Here is a 13998-nt window from a genome sequence, read left to right on the forward strand (position 1 = left end):
GGAAAGGGCGGCGTGGAAGTTCCAGCGCCGCCCTTGGTCCGTATCGATTGAAGCGGGGAAGCTCAGTCCTCGCCCTTATCCTCGCCAGCCTCCTCGGAGGCCGGAGTCTCGGGCTTGGGATCGGGCTTCTTCGCCGCCTTCTTGCGCTTCGGCTTGGCCGCCTTGGGCGGTGCCGGGGTGAGTTCGAAGGCGAGCTTGTCCTCCTTCACGCTCACATGCACCTCGCCGCCCTGCGCCAGCTTGCCGAACAGCAGCTCCTCGGCGAGCGGCTGCTTGACCTTTTCCTGGATCAGGCGCGCCATCGGGCGGGCGCCCATCAGCTTGTCGTAGCCGCGCGTGGCCAGCCATTCGCGCGCATCGCCATCGAACTGGATATGCACGTTCTGCTCGGCCAGCTGCAGTTCCAGCTGCAGGATGAACTTGTCGACCACGCGGCTGACGGTTTCCTGGCCCAGGTAATCGAAGGGCACGATGGCATCGAGACGGTTGCGGAATTCCGGGGTGAACATCTTCTTCACCGCTTCGGCCTGCGCTTCCGTCTTGGTGCCGGCACCAAAGCCGATACCCTGCTTGGAGGCATCCGACGCACCGGCATTGGTGGTCATGATGAGCACCACATTGCGGAAATCGACCGTCTTGCCGTGATGGTCGGTCAGGCGGCCATTATCCATCACCTGCAGCAGGATGTTGAACAGGTCGGGATGCGCCTTCTCGATCTCGTCGAGCAGCAGCACGCAATGGGGGTGCTGGTCGATGGCATCGGTGAGCAATCCGCCCTGGTCGTAGCCGACATAGCCCGGAGGCGCGCCGATCAGGCGGGAGACGCTGTGACGCTCCATGTATTCGGACATGTCGAAGCGCTTGAGCTCGATCCCCATGATGCTGGCGAGCTGGCGCGCAACCTCGGTCTTGCCGACGCCGGTGGGGCCGGAGAACAGGAAGCTGCCGATCGGCTTGTCCGCATCGCGCAGGCCTGCACGGCTCAGCTTCATCGCGGTCGAGAGCTTCTCGATCGCATTGTCCTGCCCATAGACGACGCGCTTCAGGTCCTTCTGTAAATTGGCGAGCGCCGCCTTGTCATCCTTCGACACCGATTTCGGAGGGATGCGCGCCATGGTGGCGATCACCTTCTCGATATCCTTGGCCGTGATGGTCTTCTTGCGGCGGCTGGGCGGAACCAGCATCTGCATCGCGCCGACCTCGTCGATCACGTCGATCGCCTTGTCGGGCAGCTTGCGGTCATTGATGTAGCGCGCGCTCATTTCCACCGCCGTCTTGATGGAATCTGGCGTGTAGCGGACCTTGTGGTGCTCCTCGAAAGCGCTGCGCAAGCCCTTGAGGATCTTGATTGTATCCTCAACCGTCGGCTCGTTCACGTCGATCTTCTGGAACCGGCGCAGCAGGGCGCGGTCCTTCTCGAAATGGTTGCGGAATTCCTTGTAGGTGGTCGAACCGATGCATCGGATCGCCCCCGAAGACAGGGCGGGCTTCAGCAGGTTGGAGGCATCCATCGCCCCGCCGCTGGTCGCGCCTGCGCCGATCACCGTGTGAATTTCATCAATGAAAAGAATGGCTTCCGGCATCTTTTCAAGTTCGTTGACGACCTGCTTCAGCCGTTCCTCGAAATCGCCGCGATAGCGCGTGCCGGCCAGCAGCGCGCCCATGTCGAGCGAGTAGATCACTGCATCCTCGAGCACTTCGGGCACGTCGCCTTCCACGATCTTGCGCGCCAGGCCCTCGGCAATCGCCGTCTTGCCCACGCCGGGATCGCCGACATAGAGCGGGTTGTTCTTCGACCGGCGGCAGAGGATCTGCACCGTACGGTCCACTTCCGCCCCGCGGCCGATCAGCGGATCGACCTTCCCGTCCAGCGCCTTCTGGTTGAGGTTGACGCAGAACTGGTCGAGCGCGGAATCCTTCTTGTTCTTGTCGGGCTTGTCCTCGGCCTTCGCCTCGCTCTCCTCGCTCCCGGTCGGCGGGCGGCTTTCGATCTGGCGGCCGCCCTTGCCGATGCCGTGCGAAATGAAGCTGACCGCGTCCAGCCGGCTCATATCCTGCTGCTGCAGGAAGTAGACGGCGTAGCTGTCCCGCTCGGAGAAGAGCGCGACCAGCACATTGGCGCCGGTGACGGTATCCTTGCCCGAGCTCTGCACATGCAGGATCGCGCGCTGGATCACCCGCTGGAAACCGGCGGTCGGCTGCGGATCGGCATCGTCCTCGGTCTTCAAGGACTGGTATTCCTGGTCGAGATACTGGCGTACCACATTGCCAAGCTCGGCAAGGTCCACGCCGCAGGCGGTCATCACCTCGGCGGCGTCCTCGTCATCCACGAGCGCCAGCAGCAGATGTTCGAGCGTGGCATATTCATGGCTGCGATCGGTCGCATGCTGGAGCGCGTTGTGGAGCGTCTTTTCAAGATTTTGCGCGAAACTTGGCATAAAATCCTATCCGTTGCGGTGAGTGTACGACCCAAATTGTTGCGATTGTGCGAACGCCGCTCTCACCCTGCGCGGCACGGCCGTTGTGACAGATGCTGGCCGGTTTGCGCCCGGCTCTCGTCGTGATGTGTGACATATGGTGCGCCAAAGCGCGATTGCGAGGGTCAGAGGCGGCCTCGCCCGGGCCATCAGTCCGATTCTCGCGGTTTGAACAGCGTGTCGGCCAGCTTGCGATGGTCCGCCGCCTTGGCGTGATGCGCCTTTACCCGGGCGATTTCCGCTTCGAGCATGTCAATGCGGGCCAGCAGCTCGTCCTGCGAATAGCTGTCGAGCTGTTCCCGGGCCAGCTGGCCGGCAGCGTCACCACGCTTGCGAGGAAGGTCATCTTCCATTGCCGTGGAGCATCGCCAGTCACCCGCTTGCTGTCAATGGGTGCCGACTCTAAGGACTGTGGAGGAGCTTGGGGGCACAGTAATGGGATTGGTGGACAGTTTACCTGCAACAATGAGAGTCACGGCTATTTCCGCGCCGGGAGGGCCGGAAGTACTGGTGGAAGAGGAGCGCGCGGTGCCGCGCCCGGCTGCGGGCGAGGTGCTGGTCGCGGTCAGCCATGCGGGCGTGAACCGGCCCGATTGCCTGCAACGCGCAGGCGCCTACCCCCCGCCCAAGGGGGCGAGCGACCTGCCGGGGCTGGAAATCTCGGGCACGATCGTCGCGCTGGGAGAAACCGTGGACCCGGTGATGCTCGACCAGAAGGTCTGCGCGCTCACCAATGGCGGCGGTTACGCGCAATATTGCACGGTTCCTGTCGGCCAGTGCTTGCCCGTGCCTGCGGGCTTGTCGATGGCGGAGGCAGCGGCGCTGCCCGAAACGCTCTTCACCGTGTGGCACAATGTCTTCCAGCGCGGACTGGCGCGCGATGGCGAGACCTTGCTGGTCCATGGCGGGACCAGCGGCATCGGCACCATGGCGATCAAACTCGCAAAGTTGTTCGACATGCGCGTGGCTGCGACCTGCGGCAGCGACGAGAAATGCGAACAGGCGCGCAGTGTCGGTGCGGATCTGGCGATCAATTACCGCACGCGGGACTTCGGCGAGGCGGTGCGCGATTTCACCTCCGGCAAGGGTGCCGACGTGATCCTCGACGTTGTCGCGGGCGAGTATACGCAGCGCAATCTCGATTGCCTCGCGGTGGAAGGGCGCTTGGTGACCATTGCCACGCTGGGTGGACCGACTGCCGAAATTCATGTCGGCAAACTGATGGTGAAGCGCCAGACGCTGACCGGTTCGACGCTGCGCGCGCGGTCCGATGCCTTCAAGGCGCTGCTGGCGGACGATATTGCCGCCAATGCCTGGCCGCTGGTGGCGATGGATGAGCTGCGCCCGCAAATGGACCGCATCTACCCGCTTTCCGAGGCGGCCGAGGCGCATCGCCGGATGGAAGCAGGCGAGCATTTCGGCAAGATCGTCCTCGCCGTGGACGAATAAGGCCTTGGCGCAATAGAAAACGGGCCGCCACACCGGGGACATTTCCCGGAATGACGGCCCGCATATCTCAAGAAGGGATCGAATTAGATTTCGATGCCCTTTTCGACGATGCGCAGCTTGTGGCGAGCCATGGCCAGGTTGGCCTTCTTCTTGTCGAGAGCGACATAGATGAAGAGACCCTTGCCGCTTTCCGAGGTGGCCGGACGGATCATGTGGATCTGCGAATCCAGCGTGATCAGGATGTCCTCGATGTTTTCCTTCAGGCCCAGGTCGGCCATGGTGTTCATCTTGGCCTTCATCACATTGGTGTTGCCGGCTGCAGCAACTTCAAGGTCGAGGCCCTTCGGGTTGCCCGAGGTGGCCAGTGCCATGCCGCTGTCCATGTCGACCAGAGCGGTGGCGATCGCACCGTCGATTTCCATGATTTCGTCGAGTTTATCCTGATAGCTCATGATTATTCTCCTAAATTGAACTTTTCTTGCTTCTTGCGATGTGGACTTCGACCCGGAGGTCTCCGGTGCCTTTTCGAGTGTGGGACTGGCCCCCTCCGGATTGTCGCCAGGCCAATCCATGCCTGCGTCTTCCGGACCGTCGGGCGCTCCCACCCGAAAGCTGATGACTCCAAGTACCGTGTCGATTGTCTTGCCATCGCTCGCGCAGGGCAGCGCGATTGCCCGGTAAGTAATTGAACGATCTTGGGAATCTTCGAATTGCGCTTCGAAGCCGACCGGCGACTGGTTGGCCACGGCTTCGAGGAAATGGGCTGTGATGCGCGATGCGAGCGACCGGCTGGGCACCTTGGCCACGGGCGTGGGACAGTCGATCCCCTCGCCAATCGCCTGGCCGATGGAAACCACCTGCGCATCCCTGCCATCCGTCTCCTGGAAGCGAATGACGAGTGCCTGGTCGCCGAAAAAGCACCGCTTGTTGTCGAGAACAGCTTCTGCCGTGGGAAAGCGCGAATTGGCGCATGCCGCGCCCCACAGATCATAGGCGAGCATATGTGCGCGACGCTCTCGCGAAGCAGAATCTTCCCGCGTCGTTGCAGGCGCAGTGTTCAAGATTTCTGCTCCAATTCTTGCGAGCCCGATAGGCTGGTTTGTTCTTGAGCGAGACCTCTGGCGGCAAAAGGTTAACTCACCGTAAGTAGGACTACGTGGACACCTTACCGGCAAATTAACCTTTCGGGATTGCCGGCGGGCGATATTGCTTTACCTACCGGCAGCGAGGAGCCGACAAGGTTGCTGGCGGTTGGGGGGTGAAGCCTTTGAAAATAAAAACATTTAGCCGGGAGGTACTCTACTCCCGCGCGGAGGAATACCTTGATGCGCTGGCGGCCAAACAACCTGACCGGCTAAAGTTGGCGGAAGGCTATATATTCACTGAAAATAATGTCGAACTGCGTATTGGCGACGGTTTGTGGAACACGATTTCCGCGCGGCGGCCGCATTACGACCTCAAATGTGCCGATTCCGAAACGGGCCAGGTCAGCTGGTTCGGCGTGGTCGAGGAATACGGCCATCCCGCGATCATGGGCCTGAGGCTCGCATTCACAGGCGATGCGATCAGCGAGATCGAGACCATTATCTGCCGCGAGATGGAGTTCGGGCCCTTTCCCTCGATCGAAGGATATGACGCGCCGCGCCCGCTGATGCTGGCCGATGTGCCCGAGGGCGAAAGGGTGTCGCGGGAGGAGATGATCCGCATCGCCAATGGCTATTTCGATACGATCGAGCTTAATGACGGGACACTCCACACGGAGTTTACCGATGATTGCGATCGCATCGAGAACGGCTTGCAGACCACCAATACCGAGATCGAGGGCTATCCGATCGCCCGCATGGGCACGGCGGACCAGTTCCGCCTCGGGCAATATATCTATGACGATCGCCTGCGCGACCGGCGCTTCCCCCTTGTCGACGAGGAAAAGGGCATCGTCTGCGCCGCGGGTTTCATCGACCATGCGGGCAAGGTGATCGACGTGACCTGGACCGATGGCAGCAAGCACAAGTCGATCTTCCACTTCCCGCACAGCTTCGTTCTGCTGGAGCTGTTCAAGATCGTCGGCGGCAAGATCGCCGGGGTTGAAGCGGTCTTCGTCACCGTCCCCTATAACATGGTCTCCCCGTGGCTGGGGCGCCAAGCCTATGTGATCCAGGGGTAGGGCCAGCTCCCCGTGTCACGCAGGGGTCACATTGACTCCGATCTGTCGTCGAAATGCGCAACGCCTGTAACAAACAGGATTCATAGAGCCAAAGCCAAGTCACGGCGAAAAGGGACTTGCGGCTCATGTTTGGCGACTATCTCGAAGGCAATTTCGGCAATAGCAGCGACCTGCCCGATATTTCCGGCTTCGACCAGCATGAGCCGGTGATCCCCGAGCCACGCCGGGCCGAGAGGCGCAAGTTCCGCACCATCTGGATCAGCGACGTGCACCTGGGCACCAAGGGCTGCAATGCCGATCTGCTGATCGACTTCCTCGACAATACGGACAGCGAGGTGATGTACCTTGTCGGCGATATCATCGATGGCTGGCGGCTGAAGAAGAAGCTCTATTGGCCCGCAGCGCATAACGATATCGTCTGGCGCATCCTCAAGCGCGCCAAGCGCGGCACGCGAATCGTCTATATTCCCGGCAACCATGACGAGATGTTCCGCCAGTTCACTGGCCTCAACTTCGGCGGGGTCGAGGTGCAGCGCGCGGCCTTCCATGAAACCGCCGATGGCCGCAAGCTGTTGGTACTGCATGGGGACGAGTTCGATACGGTCATGCTCGCCCACCGCTGGCTCGCCTTCGTGGGCGATGCCGCCTACACCGCGCTGATGGGGCTCAACCAGTGGGTCAACGCGGTGCGCCAGCGGCTCGGCCTGTCCTATTGGTCGCTGTCGAAAATGGCCAAGCACAAGGTCAAGAACGCGGTCGAGTTCATCTCGCAATATGAGGAGATCGTTGCCCGCGCCGCTGCCCAGCGCGGCGTCGATGGCGTGGTCTGCGGCCATATCCACACGGCCGAGCACCGCATGTTCACCCATGACGGCAAGTCTATCGAATACTGGAACGATGGCGATTGGGTCGAAGGCTGTAATGCGCTGGTCGAGCATGAGGACGGCCGGATGGAGATCCTCCATTGGCCCGACGAGATCGCCCGGCGCGAGCGTGATGCTGCAGAAGATGCGACTTTCGAAAGCGAGCGGGCCGTGCCCGCCGCCGCCTGACCGGCCCGGCCCCATGCGTATCGCTCTCGTCACCGATGCCTGGGAGCCGCAGGTCAATGGCGTGGTCCGTACGCTCGGCAGCGTAACGGCACAACTGCGTGGGGAAGGCCACCAGGTCGAGCTCATCGCACCCGACCAGTTCCGCTCCATTCCCTGCCCCACCTATCCCGAAATTCGGCTGGCGCTGGCCGGGCCGCGCAGCGTCGGCAAGCGGATCGCGCGATTTAGTCCCGATGCCATCCATATCGCCACGGAGGGTCCGCTGGGATGGGCGGCGCGGCGCTGGTGCCTGAGGCGCAAGCTGCCTTTCACCACCGCCTATCACACGCAATTCCCGCAATATGTCGCCCGCCGCACCGGGCTCCCGGTGGAATGGATCTGGCCGATCATTCGCCATTTCCATCGCCCGTCCGCCGCGATCATGGTCGCCACCGACACAATCGCGCGCGAGCTGGAGGAACAGGGGCTGACCCATCTCCGCCATTGGAGCAGAGGTGTCGATATCGCCACGTTCCAGCCCGACCTGCCGCCGCCCGACCTCTATTTCGCGCTCGAGCGGCCGATCCAGCTCTATGTCGGTCGTGTGGCGGTGGAGAAGAATATCGAGGCCTTCCTCGCCTCCCGCCATCCCGGATCGAAGGTCGTCGTGGGCGATGGTCCGGCGCTGGAAAGCTTGAAGGCGCGCTTTCCCGATGCCCATTTCCTGGGCCGCCGCTCGGGCGAGGCGCTGGCCGCCTGCTATGCTGGGGCCGATGTGTTCGTCTTTCCCAGCCGCACCGACACGTTCGGCCTGGTGATGATCGAGGCGCTGGCCTGCGGGACGCCGGTGGCCGCCTATCCGGTGGCGGGACCGCTCGACGTGCTCTCCGCCGAATCGGGCGCCATGGACGAGGATCTCGATGCCGCGATTGCTGCGGCGCTGACGCGGGAGCGCGCCGATTGCCTGCGCCATGGCCGCTCTTTCAGCTGGGAAGCCAGTGCGCGGCAATTCCGTGAAGCACTATGCCCTGCCCCGCCGGAGGCCGCGCGCCGCGCGCTCGAACCGCTCACCGCCTGAGTGCGGCGTGGCGGGGATTCCGCGCTGGCCGACGCAAAAGCTTGCTGTTTTCCCGGCGAACGAGTAGATCGTGGGCTATTACGGCCGTCCCGCGAGGGGCGGCCTCTTTATTTCGTACTGGAGAATGACCGTGGCACAGCCCACTCCCCTCATGCCGCATGCGACCGCTTCCTGGCTGGTCGACAACACCGCGCTCAGCTTCGAACAGATCGCCGCATTCTGCGGTCTGCACATCCTCGAAGTGCAGGCGATGGCGGACGACCTTGCGGGCCAGAAATATACCGGCCGCGATCCGGTGCATTCGGGCGAGCTGACGCATGAGGAGATCGAGCGTGGCCAGGCCGATCCGAACTATTCGCTGAAAATGCAGAAGGCGCCGGTGGACGTCAGCCGCACCAAGGGCCCGCGCTATACGCCGGTGTCCAAGCGGCAGGACAAGCCCGATGGCATCGCCTGGATCCTGCGCAGCCATCCGGAAATCTCCGATGCGCAGATCGGCAAGCTGATCGGCACCACGCGCAACACGATCAATGCCATCCGCGATCGCAGCCACTGGAACATCCAGAACATCCAGCCCAAGGATCCGGTAACCCTGGGCCTTTGCTCGCAGCGTGAGCTCGACGCTGCCGTTGCCAAGGCTGCGAAGAAGGCCGCCGCGCAGGCACCCGCCGCCGAGGAAGGCGAGGAGCTGGCACCGGCGCCCGAGAAGAAGGACGATCGCGCCGCCCTGATCGAGGAGCTGAAGGCAGAACGCGAAGCCGCCAGCAAGGCCGCCGCCGAAGCCGCGCAGGAAGCCGAGGCCGAAGCATGGCTCGAAGCCAAGCGCGCCGCCGAAGCGGATAGCGGCGAGAGCTGACCAGCCTCGTTCCCATCATCGCATAGCAAAAGGGCGGCCTTGCAGGGCCGCCCTTTTCGTATCCGGGTTTGCCGTAGCGCGTAGTGCTTACTGGCCGGCGAGCGAGAGCTTGGGCTCGTCCCCCTTTGCCTGCGCATCGGGTGTGGCAGTTGCGGGGCGGGCTGCCGGATTGGTGCTGCGCGCTTCGGGCTTCATGCCCTTGGGGGCAAAGCGGCCGTCGACCGTTGCGCCCTGCTCAATGGTGAGCGTGTCGTAAGTGACATCGCCCTCGACCCGCGCGCTCTTCAGGATCACCAGCTCCTTGGCGGCAATGGTGCCCTTCACATTGCCGGACAGCCGCGCGCGGTCGGCCTTGATATTGCCATCGATATGACTCGCCTCACCCTGCACAAGCGATTGACACGTAAGGTCGCCTTCCACGCGGCCATCCACATGCAGGTCGGCCGAAGCCTCAATATTGCCCTTGATGGTCACATCGGGGCCGATCACGGAAAAGGTAGCCGAATTATTCGCCATGGGTCGCACCGTCGGTTGGGGTGAATTCTGCTCGGGCTTCTTCGAGAACATCGGGAGCCGTCTCCAGGAAGGGCCGCGGATTGACTGCGCGGCCGTTGATATGAACTTCGAAATGGAGGTGGGGGCCGGTCGAGCGGCCAGTGCTGCCGATGCGGCCGATCTGGTCGCCGGCATCCACATGCTGGCCGACCTGCGCATCCCAGGCCGACATATGGGCATAGCGCGTCATCATGCCGTTGCCGTGGGTGATCTCCACCACGCGGCCATAGCCCGACTTGTTGCCGACGAAGCTGACGCGCCCGTCGGCAGCAGCCAGGATCGGTGCGCCGTGCGGACCGCGGAAATCCAGCCCGCGATGCATGGCGGCGCGGCCGTTGAATGGATCGCGGCGATAGCCGAAGCCGGAGGAAATGGTGCGCATGTCCGCCGGCATGACCTGCGGGATTTCGCTGAGGCCGCGTTCGAGCGAGCTCATCCGCGACAGGCTCAGCGCCAGCCGCTCGAAGCGCGGATCGAGCGAACCGTCGGCATCCGAGGCGAGCATTTCGAGCGGACCACCCAATGCCTCGTTATCGGCCACCATCACCATGCGCGGATCGAGGCCCAGCGAACGGATCGCTTCCTCAGTGCGCTTGGCGCGGCGGTCGGCATAGCGGGTCAGTGACTCGACAAAGGCGAGCTGGCGCGCTTCCAGCCGGGCAAGGCCGGCTGCTTCGGGAATGGCGCTTTCGATAAGGCCGATCAGTTCTTCGGCTTCCTCGGCGGAATCGGAAACGGTATTCGCCTCGTCCTCGCTGTCGTTCAGCAGGTCTTCAGGCAGCATGGCGAGGATGCCATCGAGGAAATCCTGGCGCTTCTCCAGGTCGGCGGTGGTCGCCTCCAGGTCGTCGCGATAGGCATCGAGGCGAGTTTCGGCGTTGGCAACCTGCGCCTCGCGATCGAGCAGGTCGGCGCGTTCCGAGCTGGCGCGGTACTGGCTGATCGCCATCGCGCCCATCGAACCGCCCCAGCCGAGCAGGGCGACCAGCGCCAGACTGGCGGCTGCCATCTGCATGCGTGTCGTAATGGTGATGAAGCGGACCTGACCGTGGGAGCGCATGAAAAATTCGCGCTCCGGGAACCATGACCGCAGGCGATCCCAAAATCCGCCAGCTTTGTTCGTGTTCAAGACGACCCCGTGAATTTGTTCTCTCCGTCCGCCGATGTGGGTAGCGCTCTACCCTATAAGGTCCAACGAAGTTCTTAACCTTTGGGGCGAATCGAAGGCACAACGGGATGAGTCGTTGGAACGACCGTATAAATGGCTTCCGGCGCTGCGAATCCGTGCGATTTCAGGTGAAACGATTCGGCCCTGCGCGGCCATTGGCAAATTGCGCTGACAAGCGGGCTCGCCAATGGTAGGGGCGCGGCCATGGCACAGGTACTTCCCATGCATGACGATGCCGACACGCTGGTCGGTGATCTGGCCCGCGCGGGCCGCAAGGCACAACGCACGCTTGCGCGGATGAGCGATGCGGACAAGGCGCGCGCCCTGCGCTCTGCTGCTGCATCTCTGCGCGCGAGTGCCGCGCCGATCCTGGAAGCCAATGCCAAGGATATCGCTGCGGGCCAGGCCAATGGCTTGTCCGGCGCCATGCTCGACCGGCTGCGGCTGGACGAGGAGCGGCTCGAAGGCATTGCCGCCGCGATTGAGAATGTCGCGGGCCTGCCCGATCCGGTCGGACAGGTGATCGACCGCAGCACCGCGCCCAGCGGGCTGGAACTGGTCCGCCGCCGGATTCCCATCGGGCTGATCGGCATCATCTATGAAAGCCGTCCCAACGTCACCGCCGATGCCGCTGCGCTGTGCCTGCGTTCGGGCAATGCGGCGCTGTTGCGTGGCGGGAGTGAGGCGGTGCATTCCAACCGTGCGATCATGACCGCGCTGGTGGCAGGTCTTGCCAAGGAAGGCGTGCCCGAAGCCGCCATCCAGCTGATGCCCACGCAGGATCGCGAGGCGGTGGGCGCCATGCTGCGCGCCGCCGGCCTGATCGACATGATCGTGCCCCGCGGGGGCAAGGGACTGGTGGAGCGCGTGCAGAAGGATGCGCGCGTCCCCGTGCTCGCCCATCTCGACGGCATCTGCCACACTTACATCCACGCCGCTGCGGATCCCGCGATGGCGGAAGAGATCGCGGTCAACGCCAAGATGCGCCGAACCGGCATTTGCGGATCGCTGGAAACGCTGCTGCTCGACGCCAATTTCCCCGCTTCGGGCAAGGTGGTGGGCGCGCTGCTCGATGCAGGCTGCGAATTGCGCGGCGATGCGCGGGCGCAGGCGATCGATGCGCGCGTGAGGCCTGCCAGTGCGAATGACTGGGACACCGAATATCTCGATGCCATCGCCTCTGTCGCGGTGGTCGACGGGATGGACGCGGCGCTCGATCACATCGCACGCCATTCCTCCGGCCATACCGATGCCATCGTGACGTCGGACGATACGGCTGCGGAGCGCTTCCTTGCCGAAGTCGACAGCGCGATCGTGATGCACAATGCCTCCACCCAGTTCGCCGATGGCGGCGAATTCGGGCTGGGCGCGGAAATCGGCATTGCCACGGGCCGCCTGCATGCGCGCGGACCTGTGGCGCTGGAAGGCCTCACCACTTACAAGTGGCAGGTGCTCGGCACGGGGCAGGCTCGCCCCTGAGCTGACAGGCAAAGGGGGAGAAGGATGCGCTACAATACGCTCGGAAAGTCGGGGCTGGTGGTCTCGGAATTGTGTTTGGGGGCGATGACCTTCGGCAATACGCCCAGCGCCTTCTTCCAGCATGATCTCGACCAGGCCGGCTCTACCGCGCTGATCAGGCAGGCGGTGGATGCGGGCGTCAATTTCATCGACACCGCCAATGTCTATTCCGCCGGGCAGAGCGAGGAATTCGTCGGCCAGGCGCTGAAGGATCTCGGCATTGCGCGTGACAAGATCGTGATCGCGACCAAGGGCATGGGTCCGATGGGCGAGGGGCCAAACGACAGCGGTTATGGCCGCTACCACCTGCTCCAGCAGATCGACACCAGCCTTGAGAGGCTCGGTCTCGACCATGTCGATCTCTACCAGATCCACGGTTGGGACCCTGTCGCCCCGATGGAAGAAGGGCTGCGCGCGATGGAGGACATCGTCCGCTCGGGCCGCGCGCGTTATATTGGCGTTTCCAACTGGGCAGCATGGCAAATCGCCAAAGCGCTGGGCATTGGCGAGCGGCGCGGCTGGGACAAGTTCGTCTCCAACCAGGCCTTCTACGCCGTCTCCGGTCGCGAGCTGGAGCGCGAGATCGTGTCGATGATGGAAAGCGAAGGGCTGGGCCTGATGGTCTGGAGCCCGCTGATCGGTGGGCTCCTCTCCGGCAAATATGATTTCGGAGAGGATGGCGAAGTCTCGGGCGACGGTCGCCGCGCCAAGCTCGACTTCCCGCGCGCAGACAAGCCCATGGCCGCCGCAGCGGTGGAAGCGATGCGCCCGATGGCAGAGGCGCGCGGCGTTTCGGTTGCCGCCATCGCGCTCGCCTGGCTGCTGCACCAGCCGGTCGTTTCCAGCGTGATCGTGGGGGCGAAGCGGGCGGACCAGCTGGAACAGAACCTTGCCGCCAGCGATATCGAGCTGACGAGCGAGGAACTCGCCGTGCTGGACGAGGTCGGCAAGCTCGACGACGAATATCCCGCCTGGGCGATCAAGGCGCAGAACCATCGCCATGGCTTCCGCGTCAGCCCGCGCCGCCCGGCCAAGTGAGGGGCACGGTCACCGGATTGCTGGGCGGAAGTTTCAATCCCGCCCATGGCGGCCATCGCCGCATCACCCTGTTCGCCATCCGTGCGCTGGGGCTGGATGAGGCATGGTGGCTGGTCTCCCCCGGCAACCCTTTGAAGCCCACAAAAGGCATGGCACCGCTCGCCGCCCGGTACCGCTCGGCACGGGCGATGAGCCGCAATGCCCCGATCCGCGCCACCGCCATGGAGCGCGAGCTGGGCACGCGCTACACCATCGACACTCTGCGCGCCCTGAAGCGCCGCTACCCCAAGCGGAAATTCGTCTGGCTGATGGGGTCGGACAACCTCGCGCAATTCCACAAGTGGCGGAACTGGCGGCAGATTGCGCGTGAAATGCCGATTGCGGTCATTGCCCGGCCCGGCTATGAGAGTGCTGCCCTCGCGAGCCCCGCGATGGCCTGGTTGCGGCGTTACCGGTTGTCCGCAGCCGGATTTCGAAACCGGCGCGAATGGAGCGCACCGGCGCTGATTGAACTGCGTTTCGATCCCGATCCGCGATCGGCTACGGCCATCAGGACAGCGGATCCCCAATGGGCGGCCCGTTACGGCGGCACCGCTGCCAGGGACGAAGTGACGCATTCCCTCATTCACGATATGGCAAGGGGACGGACCGCATGAGGCGGCCC

13 protein-coding genes are annotated in these 13998 nt (G+C 63.5%); 8 read left to right on the forward strand and 5 right to left on the reverse strand.

The genetic code is table 11. The features are described from left to right. Positions 1–62: 62 nt before the first annotated feature. Together clpA and E5222_RS15765 are read right to left on the reverse strand one after the other, a co-directional pair. The gene (gene clpA, locus E5222_RS15760) at positions 63–2438 is read right to left on the reverse strand and encodes an ATP-dependent Clp protease ATP-binding subunit ClpA (RefSeq protein WP_136694745.1); all 2376 of its coding nucleotides are present in this window, start codon (positions 2436–2438) and stop codon (positions 63–65) included. 188 nt (positions 2439–2626) lie between these two features. Next, positions 2627–2830, reverse strand: coding sequence for a DUF1192 domain-containing protein (locus E5222_RS15765; RefSeq protein WP_136694746.1), 204 nt, complete (start codon positions 2828–2830; stop codon positions 2627–2629). A gap of 112 nt (positions 2831–2942) precedes the next feature. Between E5222_RS15765 and E5222_RS15770 the strand changes: the two genes are divergently transcribed. Continuing rightward, positions 2943–3926, forward strand: coding sequence for an NAD(P)H-quinone oxidoreductase (locus E5222_RS15770; RefSeq protein WP_246021831.1), 984 nt, complete (start codon positions 2943–2945; stop codon positions 3924–3926). Positions 3927–4009: 83 nt separating this feature from the next. Here E5222_RS15770 and E5222_RS16785 read toward each other — a convergent pair whose 3' ends face one another. Further along, the gene (locus E5222_RS16785) at positions 4010–4987 is read right to left on the reverse strand and encodes a roadblock/LC7 domain-containing protein (protein ID WP_246021832.1); all 978 of its coding nucleotides are present in this window, start codon (positions 4985–4987) and stop codon (positions 4010–4012) included. Between the two features lie 299 nt (positions 4988–5286). Between E5222_RS16785 and E5222_RS15780 the strand changes: the two genes are divergently transcribed. The 4 genes from E5222_RS15780 (at position 5287) to E5222_RS15795 (ending at position 9055) form a co-directional block, all read left to right on the forward strand. Next, positions 5287–6090 carry a DUF8021 domain-containing protein gene (locus tag E5222_RS15780; protein ID WP_136694748.1) on the forward strand — a complete coding sequence of 268 codons (804 nt, stop codon included), beginning with the start codon at positions 5287–5289 and terminating at the stop codon, positions 6088–6090. 125 nt (positions 6091–6215) lie between these two features. Then, positions 6216–7142 carry a UDP-2,3-diacylglucosamine diphosphatase gene (locus E5222_RS15785; protein ID WP_136694749.1) on the forward strand — a complete coding sequence of 309 codons (927 nt, stop codon included), beginning with the start codon at positions 6216–6218 and terminating at the stop codon, positions 7140–7142. Between the two features lie 13 nt (positions 7143–7155). Beyond that, positions 7156–8199: a glycosyltransferase family 4 protein gene (locus tag E5222_RS15790; protein WP_136694750.1), complete on the forward strand. Its 1044-nt coding sequence runs from the start codon at positions 7156–7158 to the stop codon at positions 8197–8199. 124 nt (positions 8200–8323) lie between these two features. After that, on the forward strand, positions 8324–9055 hold the full coding sequence (locus E5222_RS15795; protein WP_211196175.1) for a DUF1013 domain-containing protein: 732 nt from the start codon (positions 8324–8326) through the stop codon (positions 9053–9055). An 87-nt stretch (positions 9056–9142) separates the two neighbouring features. On the opposite strand, the gene E5222_RS15800 is transcribed toward E5222_RS15795, so the two are convergent. Beyond that, on the reverse strand, positions 9143–9571 hold the full coding sequence (locus E5222_RS15800; RefSeq protein ID WP_136694751.1) for a bactofilin family protein: 429 nt from the start codon (positions 9569–9571) through the stop codon (positions 9143–9145). Next, complete coding sequence (locus E5222_RS15805) at positions 9561–10670, reverse strand: M23 family metallopeptidase (protein ID WP_136694752.1); 1110 nt, start codon at positions 10668–10670, stop codon at positions 9561–9563. The genes E5222_RS15800 and E5222_RS15805 overlap by 11 nt, the downstream gene beginning before the upstream one ends. A 312-nt stretch (positions 10671–10982) precedes the next feature. Here E5222_RS15805 and E5222_RS15810 point away from each other — a divergent pair, with 312 nt between their 5' ends. From E5222_RS15810 to E5222_RS15820, 3 genes are read left to right on the forward strand one after another with little or no spacing between them, the layout of a single operon-like run. Next, positions 10983–12257 (forward strand): glutamate-5-semialdehyde dehydrogenase, encoded by a 1275-nt coding sequence (locus tag E5222_RS15810; protein WP_136694753.1) that lies wholly within the window; start codon positions 10983–10985, stop codon positions 12255–12257. Positions 12258–12281: 24 nt separating this feature from the next. After that, complete coding sequence (locus tag E5222_RS15815; RefSeq protein WP_136694754.1) at positions 12282–13334, forward strand: aldo/keto reductase; 1053 nt, start codon at positions 12282–12284, stop codon at positions 13332–13334. Beyond that, positions 13331–13990: a nicotinate-nucleotide adenylyltransferase gene (locus tag E5222_RS15820; RefSeq protein ID WP_136694755.1), complete on the forward strand. Its 660-nt coding sequence runs from the start codon at positions 13331–13333 to the stop codon at positions 13988–13990. The genes E5222_RS15815 and E5222_RS15820 overlap by 4 nt, the downstream gene beginning before the upstream one ends. The last annotated feature ends 8 nt before the right edge of the window (positions 13991–13998 follow it).

It is taken from the genome of Alteraurantiacibacter aquimixticola (assembly GCF_004965515.1).
In the GTDB taxonomy this organism is placed as follows: Bacteria; Pseudomonadota; Alphaproteobacteria; order Sphingomonadales; family Sphingomonadaceae; genus Alteraurantiacibacter; species Alteraurantiacibacter aquimixticola.

Excerpts from the sequence above, each read along its gene's own strand:
- clpA (WP_136694745.1), bottom strand. The coding sequence starts at position 2,438 with ATGCCAAGTTTCGCGCAAAATCTTGAAAAGACGCTCCACAACGCGCTC.
- E5222_RS15765 (WP_136694746.1), bottom strand. The coding sequence starts at position 2,830 with ATGGAAGATGACCTTCCTCGCAAGCGTGGTGACGCTGCCGGCCAGCTG.
- E5222_RS15770 (WP_246021831.1), top strand. The coding sequence starts at position 2,943 with ATGAGAGTCACGGCTATTTCCGCGCCGGGAGGGCCGGAAGTACTGGTG.
- E5222_RS15785 (WP_136694749.1), top strand. The coding sequence starts at position 6,216 with ATGTTTGGCGACTATCTCGAAGGCAATTTCGGCAATAGCAGCGACCTG.
- E5222_RS15790 (WP_136694750.1), top strand. The coding sequence starts at position 7,156 with ATGCGTATCGCTCTCGTCACCGATGCCTGGGAGCCGCAGGTCAATGGC.
- E5222_RS15795 (WP_211196175.1), top strand. The coding sequence starts at position 8,324 with ATGACCGTGGCACAGCCCACTCCCCTCATGCCGCATGCGACCGCTTCC.
- E5222_RS15800 (WP_136694751.1), bottom strand. The coding sequence starts at position 9,571 with ATGGCGAATAATTCGGCTACCTTTTCCGTGATCGGCCCCGATGTGACC.
- E5222_RS15805 (WP_136694752.1), bottom strand. The coding sequence starts at position 10,670 with ATGCGCTCCCACGGTCAGGTCCGCTTCATCACCATTACGACACGCATG.
- E5222_RS15810 (WP_136694753.1), top strand. The coding sequence starts at position 10,983 with ATGGCACAGGTACTTCCCATGCATGACGATGCCGACACGCTGGTCGGT.
- E5222_RS15815 (WP_136694754.1), top strand. The coding sequence starts at position 12,282 with ATGCGCTACAATACGCTCGGAAAGTCGGGGCTGGTGGTCTCGGAATTG.